This window comes from Rathayibacter sp. PhB186 (assembly GCF_003751825.1).
GTDB classification, from domain to species: Bacteria; Actinomycetota; Actinomycetes; order Actinomycetales; family Microbacteriaceae; genus Rathayibacter; species Rathayibacter festucae.
Genome location: NZ_RJKO01000001.1, coordinates 388,954 through 401,468, shown reverse-complemented (window position 1 = coordinate 401,468; position 12,515 = coordinate 388,954). Strand labels below are relative to the sequence as shown.

Genomic DNA, 12,515 nt, shown 5'->3' with positions numbered 1-12,515 from the left:
TCCGCGGCGGCGGCGCGGACGGCGTCAGAGCAGGCCGTGCCGCCGGAACGCCGCCAGGACGCCGTCCTCGCGCACGGAGGCGGTGACCTCGTCGGCGGCGGCGAGGGCCGCGGCGGAGGCGTTCCCCATCGCGATGCCCAGGCCCGCTGCGGCCAGCATCTCGACGTCGTTCGAGCTGTCGCCGATCGCCATCGTGTCGGCCAGCGGGTGGCCGAGGCGCTCGGCCAGGCGCACCAGCGCACTGCCCTTGTCGACGCCGCGGACGCTGACCTCGCCGCCGGCGTCGCCGAGGGACGGGATCGTCCCGGTGATCACGTGGAAGCGGTCGCCGAGGCCCTCGCGGACGAGGGCGAAGGCGGTGCCGTCCTCGCCGAAGAAGGTCGCCTTGGCGATGCCCTCGGTCGGGACGGTGCCGTAGCCGCCGCCCACCCCGCCGCTCGTGAAGACGTCGTCGTACGACTGCAGCGAGTAGGCGATCCGGTGCGCCTCGAAGAAGCCGGCGATCGCCTCGACGTCCTCGGGCGCCATCGTCCGCGACTCGAGCAGGACGCCGTCGAGCTCGACGAAGCCGCCGGCCGCCGAGACGACCCCGTCGAAGCCGAGGTCGAGGACCTGCTGCGGGATCTCGGGGCGCGAGCGGCCGGTCGCGACGAGGACGAGATGGCCGTTGCTCCGGGCGCCGGTGATCGCCTCGCGCACCGACGGCGCGACGACCCCCTCGTCCAGGAGCGTGCCGTCGACGTCGAGCAGGACCAGTCGGGTGCGTGTCACCCGCGGAGCCTACCGGCCGGGTCCGACGCCCTCGCCGGTCGGCCCGCGTCCCGGGATCAGCCGAGCGTGCGCGGCGCCCGCCACTCCCAGGAGCGGTCCTCGTCGCCGATCGGCCGCAGCACCCGCGCCGGGACGCCGCCCGCGACCACCATGGGCGGCACGCTCGCCGTGACGACCGCGCCGGCCGCCACCACGGAGCCCGCGCCGATCACCACGCCGGGCAGCAGGATCGCGCCCGCGCCGATCCAGACGTCGTCCTCGATCACGACCGGCGCCGAGAACTGCGTGCCGTCGCGGCGCAGCTCCGGATGCACGGGGTGCCCGGTGGTGCTGATCGTGACGTTCGGCGCGATCATCACCCGGTCGCCGATGACGACCTCGACGTCGTCGACCAGCGTCAGCCCGAAGTTCACGTAGACGTCCGCACCCAGGCGGACCCGGTTGCCGTAGGCGACGTGCAGCGGCGGCTCGACCCAGGCGCCCTCGCCGACCGCCTCGAACAGCTCGTGCAGCAGGCGCCGGCGCTCGTCGACCTCGCGGGGGCCGGTCGCGTTGTAGGCGTGGGCGAGCTCCTTGCCGCGGATCCGCTCCTCCTCGAGCGCCTCGAGGCCCTCGCCGGCGTCGACGTACAGCTCGTGGGCGTCCATCCGCCGGCGGACCTCGTGCTCGCGCGCGTCCATCGCGTCCCCTCTCGTCGTCACCAGCCTGGCACGGGGGCGCCGACGGCCCCGGGTGCGCGGCGCTGGGAGGAGGGACGGGGGATGCAGGGAGGAACGGGGGCGCTCACGAGGCGCGAGGTCGCCCGCGCCGCGTCAGCAGGCGCAGATCTCCCGACGGATCCAGTCGCCGGCCTCGGCGACCGGCAGCTCGCCGCGCCGCAGCAGCCGGCTCCACTCGACCGCGCGCCCGGTCAGGCGGTCGTCCGCGGTGCCGCGGTGATCGCCGCCGGCCGTGCGCATCAGGAGGTGCGCGATCGGGCCGCCGAGGCGCAGCGTCGCGCCGGCCACCCCGGCGAAGTGCCGGGCCTGGCCGCGGGTGTCGTCGTCGTAGGGCTGGGCGAAGCCGCGGCCGCGGATCCGGTTGCTGCCGCCGGAGGCGAGGTCGATCAGCCCGAGCGGCCAGGGCCGGATTCCGGCGACCTCGCGCGCGACCGCGGCGATCAGGACGCGGGGGCGGGGCGAGGTGGCGGCGAGGGCGTCGACGCGGTCGGCGAGGGCGGAGCAGGCGTCGGAGGCGGGCACCCGCCTAGTGGAGCACAGCACGACTGGGCGGCGGCGGGGAGCAGCGGCCTTGACACCCGCGGCTCGCGCCAGCACCATCGACGGTACAACGTTAGAAACAGCGGGCGGCGATCGCCGACGATCACCCCGTCCGGCCCGGCCGGAGCCCGCCGACGCCTCGGAAGGGCCCCGAATGACCGACTCCTCCGCCACCTCCTCCCCCGCCGCCGCGACCGCGCGCGTCTTCCTCGACCCGGCCGCGGTCGTCGCTCCCGTGAATCCGCGGCTGTTCGGCTCGTTCGTCGAGCACCTGGGCCGCTGCGTGTACGACGGGATCTACGAGCCCGGGCACCCGACCGCGAACGAGGACGGCTTCCGCCTGGACGTCGTCGAGCTGGTCAAGGAGCTCGGCTCGACCACGGTCCGCTACCCGGGCGGGAACTTCGTCTCCGGCTACCGCTGGGAGGACGGCGTCGGACCCCGCGAGGACCGCCCGCGTCGCCGCGACCTGGCCTGGCACTCCCTCGAGACCAACGAGGTGGGCCTGGACGATTTCGCGAAGTGGGCCAAGCTCACCGGCAGCGAGATCATGTACGCCGTCAACCTCGGCACCCGCGGGGTCCTCGAGGCCCTGGACGTCCTCGAGTACGCCAACGGGAAGGCCGGCACGTTCCTCGCGGACCAGCGGATCGCGAACGGGTCGCCGGAGCCGCACGATATCCGCATGTGGTGCCTGGGCAACGAGATGGACGGCCCCTGGCAGGTCGGCCACATGAACGCCGACGACTACGGCAAGCTCGCCTCCCGCACCGCCAAGGCCCTCAAGATCGCCGACCCGTCCCTCGAGCTCGTGATCTGCGGCTCGTCCGGCTCGTCGATGCCGACCTTCGGCGAATGGGAGCGGGTGGTCCTCGAGCACGCGTACGACGACGTCGAGTACGTCTCCTGCCACGCCTACTACCAGGAGTACGACGGCGACCTCGGGTCTTTCCTCGCCTCCTCCGTCGAGATGGAGTACTTCATCGCGACCGTCGCGGCCACCGTCGACCACGTCAAGCACAAGCTCCGCAAGACCAAGGACATCAAGCTCTCCTTCGACGAGTGGAACGTCTGGTACCTCCAGGAATGGACCGAGAAGGAGAAGGCGGACGCCGAGGGCGACCAGAGCACCCGCGAGTGGGCCTACGCGCCGCGCCTGCTCGAGGACGTCTACTCCGTCGCCGACGCCGTCGTGCTCGGCAACCTGATGATCACGCTGCTGAAGAACTCCGACCGGGTCACCTCGGCGTCGCTCGCGCAGCTCGTCAACGTCATCGCGCCGATCATGACCGAGCCGGGCGGAGCCGCGTGGCGCCAGACCACGTTCTTCCCGTTCTCCACCACCGCGCGCCTCGCCTCGGGCTCGGTGCTGCGGCCCCGGATCGAGGTCGGCTCGTACTCCACCGCGCGCCACGGCGACGCGCCGCTGGTCGACTCCGTCGCCACCCTCGACGACGGCCGCGCGGCCGTGTTCCTGGTGAACCGCTCGACGACGGAGGCGCTCGAGGTGACCGTCGACGTCAGCGGCCTCGGCGTCACGACCGTCGCTGAGGCCGTCGGGATCTTCGACGAGGACGTCTACGCGAAGAACACCAAGGACGACCAGAACCGCGTCGGCCTCAAGCCCGTCGACGCCGACCTGGCGGACGGCGTGCTGACGCTGACGCTGCCCCCGGTCTCCTGGACCGCCGTCTCCCTGACTGCGTAGCGGACGGACCGGGTGGGTCTCGATACGCGGGCCTGCAGCCCGCTACTCGACCAGCATGGAAGGCGAGCTGCGCTCTCCGCGGCCGTGCATTCGCGGACGCGGAGAGCGGGGGCCACGCGCGGGCGCGGGCGCTCCATGCTGATCGAGTAGCCGCGCAGCGGGCGTATCGAGATCCACCCACGTCAGCACGGAGGCCTGCAGACCCGGCCTGCTGAGCACGGCGGGTCTCGATACGCCGCTCCGCGGCTACTCGACCAGCATGTTCGCCACTGATGGCGCAGCCCGCGGACGCGGACCGTTCCATGCTGATCGAGTAGCCCGCACCGCGGGCGTATCGAGATCCCCCACCGCCGACGCCCTCAGCCCAGCAGCGCCTCGAGGTCCGCGACACTGCGCCCGGCGAGCGTCGGCCAGAGCGTGCGGTCCGCGCCCGGCGCGAGCTCCGCATCGTGCGGCACCCCGACCGCGCACGCCCCGGACGCCACGGCCGCCGCGAGCCCGGTCGGCGAGTCCTCGATCGCGACGCAGTGCGCGATGTCGACGCCGAGCGTCGCGGCCGCCAGCAGGTACGGCTCCGGATCCGGCTTGCCCCGCGACACGTCGTCGCCGGTGACGAGCGCGGCGAGCGGCACCTCCGCCGCCAGCGCGTCGACGACGACCTGCGCCATCACGCGCGAGGACGTGGTCACGATCGCCTGCCGCACTCCCGTCCGGTGCACATCGCGAAGCAGCTCGCGCGCCCCCGGCCGCCACACCAGCCCGCGGTGCATCTCCGCGAGCACGTCGCGCTCGAGCGCCGCCTCCACCTCGGCGTCCGGCAGCTCGACCCCGGCGGCCTGCAGCGCCCGCACCGTCTGCTCCGTCGTGCTGCCGATCAGTGCGAGCGCATCGGCACGCGTCCACTCGCGGCCGAAGCGCCCGGCGAGCACCTCCTGCGCCCGCACCCACGCGGGCTCCGAGTCGACGATCGTGCCGTCCATGTCCCAGAGCACCGCCTCCAGGCCGGTCGTGCTCTCCGGGCCGGGCACTGCCTCGAGCCCGGTCACGACGCGGCCCCCGCCGTGCGGATCCGACCGAGGACCCCGGCGAGCAGCACCGCCACGACCCCCGCGATCGGCACCACCAGGAGCCCCACCCGCAGCCCCGCGCCGTCGGCGACCAGCCCGACGATCGGCGGCGAGAGCAGGAAGCCGAGCCGCATCAGCCACGAGACGATCGTGACTCCGGTGCCCGCGCGCAGCCCCCGGATCTCGTCGGCCTCGTGCATCGCCGCGGGGACCGTCGTCGCGAGCCCGAAGCCGGCGGCCGCGAATCCGGCGATCGTGCCCGGAACGGACGGGAACGCCAGCGCCGCCCCCATCCCGAGCGCCGCGATCGCCCCGCCGACCCGGAGCACGGTGCGCTGGCCGAAGCGGTCGACCAGCCGGTCGCCGAGGATCCGCCCGACGAACTGCGCGCCGACCAGCGCGACGAAGCCGTACGCCGCCACCGCCGCGGTCGCCCCGAGCGAGCCGCCCAGGTAGACGGCGGCCCAGGTCGACGCCGCGTCCTCGACGAGGGTGCCCGCGATCGCCACCGCGACCAGGGCCGCGAGCAGCAGCACCACCCGCGGGCGGACGCGAGCCCGCACCACCGGCGCGGCCCCCGGCTCGGCGGCCGTCTCGTCGTCGCGGCCCCGCAGGAGGAAGCGCAGCGCGGTCAGCGCGACCGCCGCGAAGAGCACCCCCGAGATGCTCAGGTGCACCGCGCGGGGCAGGCCGAGCGCGATCGCCCCGGCCGCCATCGAGCCGCCGAGGACCGCGCCGATCGACCAGATCGCGTGGAAGGAGTTGATGATCGAGCGCCCGTAGCGGCGCTGGACCCGCAGACCGTGGCTGTTCTGCGCGACGTCGGTGATCGCATCGGTCGCGCCGGCGAAGGCGAGCGCACCGGCGAAGACCAGCAGCGAGGGCGAGAAGCCGGCCAGCACCGTCCCGACCGCGGTGAGGATCGTGCCGAGCACCGCGGCCCGGCCACTGCCGAGCCGCCGGATCACGACGGCCGCGGCGAGCCCGGCGACGACCGCGCCGGCCGGGAACGCGGCGATCGCGACTCCGTAGGCCGCGTTGTCGAGCGCCAGGTCGGCCTTGATCTCGGGGAAGCGCGGGACGAGGTTGGCGAAGAGCGCGCCGTTGGTGAGGAAGAGCGCGGCGACGGCGGTGCGGGCGCGGCGCGACTCGGTGGACGGCGGCGCGAGGGCGGTGGACATGCGTACGACCGTACACGCAGTGTGTACGATCGTGCACATGGACAGCACCGACCACGTCGCCGCCGAGCATGTCGCCGCCGACCACTTCGCCGGGGACGAGCGCAGCAACCGCGAGCGGATGCTCGCCGGCGACCTCTACATCGCCGACGACCCGGAGAGCACGCGCCTCGCGCAGCGCGCCGCGCGACTCGCCGACGCCTACCACCGCGCCGCGCTCGCCGACGAGGCGGCCGCCCGCCCGCTGCTCGAGGAGCTGCTCGGCTCCCTCGGCGAGGGCGCGTTCGTGAAGCCGCCGCTGTTCGTCGACTACGGCGAGAACATCACGATCGGCCCGCGCACCTTCGTCAACTACCACCTCACCGCGCTCGACGTCGCGGCGATCACCATCGGCGCCGACTGCCAGATCGGCCCGAACGTCCAGCTGCTCACCCCGACGCACCCGGTGGAGCCCGGTCCGCGCCGCGACAAGCTCGAGGCCGCGCGGCCGATCACGATCGGCGACAACGTCTGGCTCGGCGGCGGCGTGATCGTCTGCCCCGGCGTGAGCATCGGCGACGACAGCGTGATCGGAGCGGGCGCCGTCGTCACCCGCGACATCCCGGCCGGCGTCGTCGCCGTCGGCACTCCGGCGCGCGTGATCCGGAGCGTCACCGAGTGACCGGGACCGCTGAGAACGAGCCCGCCCCGCGGGCACCGCGCCGCACCGACCCGCACCGGCGCGACCGCATCATCGACGCCTGCCTCGACGTGATCGCGGAGGAGGGGGTCGCCGGCACCTCGCACCGCCGCGTCGCCGCCGCCGCCGACGTGCCGCTGGGCTCGATGAGCTACCACTTCGCCGGGATGGACGACCTGCTGCACGAGGCGTTCACCCGCTTCGCCGACTCCGTCGCCGAGCAGACCCTGCGGCGGATGACCGACGCCCGCACCCCCGACGAGGCGCGCGAGGCCGTCGTCGACGTCGTCCTGCACGACATCTTCGGCAGCCGCCGCGAACTCGTGATCACCCACGAGCTCTACGCCCTCGCCGCCCGACGCCCGGAGTACCGCAGCATCACGCACACCTGGATGGCCCGCTCCCGCGCCGCCCTCGAGCGCCACGTCGACCCGATGACCGCCCGCATGCTCGACGCCCTGATGGAGGGCCTGACCATCCACCGCGCCCTCGACGAGGAGCCCGCCGACGACGCCGTCGTCCGCGAGGCCGTCCGCCGCATCCTCTGCTGACCCTCCCCTCCTCTCCCCCTCCGCGAGATGCCACTTGTGCACGCTTCTCACGGCGTGTCGCGTGCACAAGTGGCATCTCGCGGAGGGGCCAGGCGGGGTGGCAGGCGGAGTGGCAGGGTGGAGGGATGACTTCTCCCCGGGACTTCGACCTCGACGAGCTGCGGGTGCGCGTCCTCGAGGAGGACGGCGGTGAGGTGGACGACAGCATCCCCGAGCTGGCCGCGGCCGACCCGGCGCTCTGCGGGATCGCGCTGGCGCTGCCGGACGGCACCGTGCGCTCGAGCGCGCAGGCGGACGTCGCGTTCAGCATCCAGTCGGCGGTGAAGCCGTTCCTCTTCGCACTCGCGCTGCTCGACACCGACGGTGACGCGCTCGACCGCGTCGGCATCGAGCCGACCGGCGAGGCGTTCGACGCCCTCAAGCTCGAGAGCGGCACCGGCCGCCCGCCGAACCCGATGGTCAACGCGGGCGCCCTGCTGACCGCCGCCCTCGTCGACGGCGGCGATGCAGAGGGCCGCGGCGAGCGCATCCTCCGCGGCCTCTCCGCCTTCGCCGGCCGCTCGCTGGAGGTCGACGAGAGCGTCGCCTCGAACGAGCACCTGCTCGGCGACCGCAACCACGCCCTCGCGCACCTCATGCGCGCGGAGGGGACGCTGCAGCTCGGCGCCGACGACGCGGTCGCCGCCTACGCCCGCGCCTGCGCCGTGCTCGTCGACGCGGAGGCCCTCGCGGTGATGGGCGCGACCCTCGCCCTCGGCGGCGTGAATCCCGTGTCCGGCGAGCGCGTGGTGCCCGCCCGCGTCGCCCGCGACGTCGTCTCCGTGATGGCCACCTGCGGCGTCTACGACGGCTCCGGCCGCTGGATGCGCGCCGTCGGCGTCCCCGCCAAGTCCAGCGTCTCCGGCGCCATCGTCCTCTCCGCCCCCGGCCGCCTCGGTGCCGCCGTCGTCAGCCCGCCCCTCGACTCCCAGGGCACCAGCGTCCGCGGCGCCGCCGCCAGCACCCTCCTGTCCGCCGCCCTGTCCCTGCACTCCTTCGACCCGCCCCCGCACTGATGCTGACCGAGTAGCGCCCGGATGGCGCAGGTCGGTATCCGCCAGCGCAGATCGCGTGGGTCTCGATACGCCGCTCCGCGGCTACTCGACCAGCATGAGGGGGAGCCGCTCCGGTGGGTCGAGACCAGCGGGGCGGTCCTCCCCGCAAGACCCGCGACCGCGAAGCGGAGCCCCCTCCGAACGAGCACGCCCTTCATGCTGATCGAGTAGCGCCCCTAGGGCGCGTATCGAGATCCGCCCGCACGGAGCACGCGGGTCTCGATACGCCGCTCCGCGGCTACTCGACCAGCATGGAAGGGCCGCTGCGCGGCTACTCGACCAGTATGGAAGGGCCACTCCGCGGCTACTCGACCAGCATGGGTGGGCCGCTCCGCGAGAACCGCGACCGCGAAGCGGAGCCCACAAGTCCGAGCCCCGCCACTCCCGGCGCAAGGCCGAGGTCACCGGCGAATCGCGTGCCAGCGATTCGTCGTACCGGTCCGCGAGACGCTCTGCGGAACGCGACCACCCACCCAAGCCGACCGCGGAGCGGATGACGACGAAGGAGGAATCCGCTCGAACCAGCACCGCGGCGAATCGCGTGCGAGCGATTCGTCGTACCGGTACGCAGGACGCTCTGCGGAACGCGACCACCCACCCGAGCCGACCGCGGAGCGGATGACGACAAAGGAGGAATCCGCTCTAGTCGAGCAGCAGCGCGGGCTCCTCCAGCACGCTGGCGACGTCGGCGACGAACCGACTGACGACGTCGCCGTCGACGACGCGGTGGTCGAAGGAGCCGCCGACGGTGGTGACGAAGCGGGGGCGGACCTCGCCGTCGACGACCCAGGGCTTCTGCTTGATGGTGCCGAGGGCGATGATCGCGACCTCGCCGGGGTTGAGGATCGGGGTGCCGGTGTCCATGCCGAACACGCCGATGTTGGTGATGGTGATGGTGCCGTTCTGCATGTCGGCGGCGGAGGTCTTGCCGTCGCGGGCGTCGAGGGTGAGCTTTTCGAGGGCCTGGGCGAGCTCGAGGAGGCTCATCGACTGGGCGTCCTTGACGTTGGGCACGAGCAGGCCGCGCGGGGTCGCCGCGGCGATGCCGAGGTTGACGTAGTGGCGGACGAGGATGTCCGTGTCGGTCCAGGCGGAATTGACCGTCGGGTTCCGACGCACCGCCCAGATGATGGCCTTGGCCATGATCAGCAGCGGCGAGACCTTGACGCCGGCGAAGTCGGGCGAGTTCTTCAGGCGCTTGACGAACTCCATCGTGCGGGTCGCGTCGACGTCCACGAAGACGCTGACGTGCGGCGCGGTGAAGGCGCTGCGCGACATCGCCGAGGCGATGGCCTTGCGGACGCCGCGGACGGGGATGCGGTCCTCGCGGGAGTCGCCCCAGGCGGGGGTCTGGATGTTGCGGAAGACGCTGGCCTGGGAGGCGTGGCGGATGACGTCGTCGCGGGTGACCTCGCCGGCGAGGCCGGTGGCCTGCACCTCGAGCAGGTCGACGTCGAGGTCCTTGGCGAGCTTGCGGATCGGCGGCTTCGCGATGACGGGCAGCGCCGACGAGGCGGGCACCGAGGTCGGTCGCGGCGGCGACGCCGGGCGGGCCGGCTTCTCCGGAGCGGCGCCCGCGGCCGGACGGCGACGGCGGGTGGCGACGTGGCCGCCAGCGGTGCCGTAGCCGACGAGCGCGGCGCCGGAGCCCTCGCCGGGCTCGGTGGTCGAGGGGGCGGGCGGGGCGGCGGGCGGCGCGGCCTGCGCGGGCATCGCCGGGATCTCGGAGCCGGCCGAGCCTGCGCCCTGCACGGTGATGATCGGCGTGCCGACGTCGACCGTCTGGCCCTCGTCGACGAGCACGTCGACGACGGTGCCGCTGAACGGCGAGGGCAGCTCGACGAGCGACTTGGCGGTCTCGATCTCGACGAGGACCTGGTTGACGCTCACCTCGTCGCCGACCTTGACCCGCCAGGAGACGATCTCGGCCTCGGTGAGGCCCTCGCCGACGTCGGGGAGGAGGAAGTGCTCTGTCATCGTCGGGACTCCTGGCTGTGCCGGTTCTGCATGAGGGAAGGGGGCGCGTCGGGACGCCGGGGCGTCGGCCGGTGCGTCAGTACGCGAGCGAGCGGTCGACGGCCTCGAGCACGCGGTCGACGTCGGGGAGGAAGAGCTTCTCGACCTTGGCGGGCGGGAAGGGCGTGTCGAAGCCCGCGACGCGGAGCACCGGCGCCTCGAGCGAGTAGAACGCCTTCTCGGTGACGGTCGCGGCGATCTCGGAGCCGAGGCTCACGTTCGCGGACGCCTCCTGGGCGACCACGAGCCGGCCGGTCTTGCGGACCGAGGCGAGCAGCGGCTCCCAGTCGATCGGCGAGAGCGAGCGCAGGTCGACGACCTCGACGCTGGTCCCCTCCTCGCCGGCGAGCTCGGCGGCCTGGAGCAGCACGGAGACCATCGGCCCCCAGCCCACGACCGTGACCTCGTCGCCCTGGCGCACGACGCGGGTCGCGTGCAGCGGGGCGGCGGACGCGCGGAGGTCGACGTCGCCCTTGGGCCAGTAGCGGCTCTTGGGCTCGAAGAACATCACCGGGTCGTCCGAGGCGATGGCCTCCTGGATCATCCAGTAGGCGTCGTTCGGGGTCGACGGGCTGACCGCGCGGAGGCCCGCGGTGTGCGCGAAGTAGGCCTCGTTGCTCTCCTGGTGGTGCTCCACCGCTCCGATGTGCCCGCCGTAGGGCACGCGGATGACGACGGGCATCGTGAGCGAGCCCTCGTGCCGGTTGGTCATCTTCGCGAGCTGCGAGGTGATCTGGTCGAAGGCCGGGTAGATGAAGCCGTCGAACTGGATCTCGCAGACCGGGCGGAAGCCGCGCATCGCGAGGCCGATCGCGGTGCCGACGATGCCGGACTCGGCGAGCGGGGTGTCGAGCACGCGCTGCGGCCCGAACTCGGCGTGCAGGCCCTCGGTGATGCGGAAGACGCCGCCGAGCGGGCCGATGTCCTCGCCCATCAGCAGGACGCGGTCGTTCTCGGTCATGGCGCGGCGGAGCCCGGCGTTCAGCGCCTTCGCCATCGACATGGACTCCAGCTGCGTGTCGCTCAGCGGCGGCTGGACGGTGGTGCTCGTGTCGATCGTCATCGCGGGTCGCCTCCCAGCGCGTCCTCGTAGCCCTGGAGCCACGCCTTCTGCTCCGCCACCTGCTGGTGCGGCTCCGAGTACACGTGGTCGAACATCACGTCGACGGGCGGCGCCTCGAGCGCGAGCAGGCGCTGCCGGATGTCGGCGGCGAAGTCCTTCGCCTCCTCGTCCACCTCGTCGAAGAACGACTGCGGGGCGCCGAGACCGCGCAGGTACGCGGCGAAGCGGGTGATCGGGTCCTTCGCGACCCACGAGGCGAGCTCGTCGTCGGTCCGGTACTTCGTGGGGTCGTCGCTCGAGGTGTGCGCGCCGATGCGGTAGGTGAGCGCCTCGATGAACTGGGGGCCGCCGCCGGAGCGGGCGTCGGCGAGGTGCTTCGCGGTGACGGCGTAGCTGGCGAGCACGTCGTTGCCGTCGATCTGCACGCCCGGGATGCCGAAGCCGGAGGAGCGGAGGTACAGCGGGCTGCGCGACTGCGTGGCGACGGGGACCGAGATCGCGTAGTGGTTGTTCTGCAGGAAGAACACCTCGGGCGTCTGGTAGCTCGCGGCGAAGACCATGGCCTCGCTGACGTCGCCCTGGCTGGAGGCGCCGTCGCCGAAGTAGACGATGACCGCCGCGTCCTTCTCGGGGTCGCCCGTTCCGGTGGCGCCGTCGAAGGTGAGGCCCATCGCGTAGCCGGTCGCGTGCAGGGCCTGCGAGCCGAGGACCAGCGTGTAGAGGTGGAAGTTGCCGTGCGCGGGGTCGGCCGGGTCCCAGCCGCCGTGCGTCACGCCGCGCAGCAGCGCGAGGACGCGGAGCAGGTCGACGCCGCGGACCTTGGCGACGACGTGCTCGCGGTAGGAGGGGAAGACGTGGTCCTGCGGGCGCAGCGCGAACGCGGAGCCGACCTGCGCCGCCTCCTGCCCGTGGCTGGGCACCCAGAGACCGAGCTGACCCTGACGCTGCAGGTTCGCCGCCTCGATGTCGAACCGGCGGACGACCGCCATCTCGCGGTAGAAGGAGCGGTGCTGCGCCTCGTCGATCCCGTCGAGGAGGGGGGCGTACTGCTCGGCCGCGGGGGTCGGTGCGAACCGGCCGTCCGCGGTGAGGAACTGGACCGTCGGCGTCTCGCTGGTGGCTGCCACCC

General features: G+C 73.3%; 12 protein-coding genes. 4 read left to right on the top strand and 8 right to left on the bottom strand.

What is annotated here, in order from left to right; translation table 11 throughout:
• Positions 1-24: 24 nt before the first annotated feature.
• The 3 genes from EDF45_RS01775 to EDF45_RS01765 all read right to left on the bottom strand — a co-directional run bounded on the left by EDF45_RS01775 (position 25) and on the right by EDF45_RS01765 (position 2,012).
• On the bottom strand, positions 25-771 hold the full coding sequence (locus tag EDF45_RS01775) for an HAD hydrolase family protein (protein WP_123701422.1): 747 nt from the start codon (positions 769-771) through the stop codon (positions 25-27).
• Between the two features lie 56 nt (positions 772-827).
• Positions 828-1,451 carry a DapH/DapD/GlmU-related protein gene (locus EDF45_RS01770; RefSeq protein ID WP_123734747.1) on the bottom strand — a complete coding sequence of 208 codons (624 nt, stop codon included), beginning with the start codon at positions 1,449-1,451 and terminating at the stop codon, positions 828-830.
• Positions 1,452-1,583: 132 nt separating this feature from the next.
• Entirely contained in the window at positions 1,584-2,012 is a 429-nt protein-coding gene (locus EDF45_RS01765; RefSeq protein WP_123734746.1) for a hypothetical protein, read from the bottom strand.
• A 172-nt stretch (positions 2,013-2,184) separates the two neighbouring features.
• On the opposite strand from EDF45_RS01765, the gene EDF45_RS01760 reads away from it, so the two are divergent.
• Positions 2,185-3,738, top strand: a complete 1,554-nt coding sequence (locus EDF45_RS01760) for an alpha-N-arabinofuranosidase (protein ID WP_123734745.1) — start codon at positions 2,185-2,187, stop codon at positions 3,736-3,738.
• A 359-nt stretch (positions 3,739-4,097) separates the two neighbouring features.
• Here the strand turns inward: EDF45_RS01760 and EDF45_RS01755 are convergent, their stop codons facing one another.
• The gene (locus EDF45_RS01755) at positions 4,098-4,784 is read right to left on the bottom strand and encodes an HAD family phosphatase (protein ID WP_260311733.1); all 687 of its coding nucleotides are present in this window, start codon (positions 4,782-4,784) and stop codon (positions 4,098-4,100) included.
• Positions 4,781-5,986: an MFS transporter gene (locus EDF45_RS01750; protein ID WP_123734744.1), complete on the bottom strand. Its 1,206-nt coding sequence runs from the start codon at positions 5,984-5,986 to the stop codon at positions 4,781-4,783. Before EDF45_RS01750 ends, EDF45_RS01755 begins: the two co-directional genes overlap by 4 nt.
• Before the next feature lie 37 nt (positions 5,987-6,023).
• Here EDF45_RS01750 and EDF45_RS01745 point away from each other — a divergent pair, with 37 nt between their 5' ends.
• The 3 genes from EDF45_RS01745 to glsA all read left to right on the top strand — a co-directional run bounded on the left by EDF45_RS01745 (position 6,024) and on the right by glsA (position 8,268).
• The gene (locus EDF45_RS01745) at positions 6,024-6,644 is read left to right on the top strand and encodes a sugar O-acetyltransferase (RefSeq protein ID WP_123734743.1); all 621 of its coding nucleotides are present in this window, start codon (positions 6,024-6,026) and stop codon (positions 6,642-6,644) included.
• Positions 6,641-7,213, top strand: coding sequence for a TetR/AcrR family transcriptional regulator (locus EDF45_RS01740; protein ID WP_123734742.1), 573 nt, complete (start codon positions 6,641-6,643; stop codon positions 7,211-7,213). Before EDF45_RS01745 ends, EDF45_RS01740 begins: the two co-directional genes overlap by 4 nt.
• Before the next feature lie 125 nt (positions 7,214-7,338).
• Positions 7,339-8,268 (top strand): glutaminase A, encoded by a 930-nt coding sequence (gene glsA, locus EDF45_RS01735; protein ID WP_123734741.1) that lies wholly within the window; start codon positions 7,339-7,341, stop codon positions 8,266-8,268.
• 681 nt (positions 8,269-8,949) lie between these two features.
• Here glsA and EDF45_RS01725 read toward each other — a convergent pair.
• The 3 genes from EDF45_RS01725 to EDF45_RS01715 all read right to left on the bottom strand — a co-directional run bounded on the left by EDF45_RS01725 (position 8,950) and on the right by EDF45_RS01715 (position 12,513).
• Positions 8,950-10,284, bottom strand: coding sequence for a dihydrolipoamide acetyltransferase family protein (locus tag EDF45_RS01725; protein WP_123734739.1), 1,335 nt, complete (start codon positions 10,282-10,284; stop codon positions 8,950-8,952).
• A 76-nt stretch (positions 10,285-10,360) separates the two neighbouring features.
• Positions 10,361-11,326: an alpha-ketoacid dehydrogenase subunit beta gene (locus EDF45_RS01720; protein ID WP_374204667.1), complete on the bottom strand. Its 966-nt coding sequence runs from the start codon at positions 11,324-11,326 to the stop codon at positions 10,361-10,363.
• 56 nt (positions 11,327-11,382) lie between these two features.
• Positions 11,383-12,513, bottom strand: a complete 1,131-nt coding sequence (locus EDF45_RS01715) for a thiamine pyrophosphate-dependent dehydrogenase E1 component subunit alpha (RefSeq protein WP_123734737.1) — start codon at positions 12,511-12,513, stop codon at positions 11,383-11,385.
• Positions 12,514-12,515: the final 2 nt, after the last annotated feature.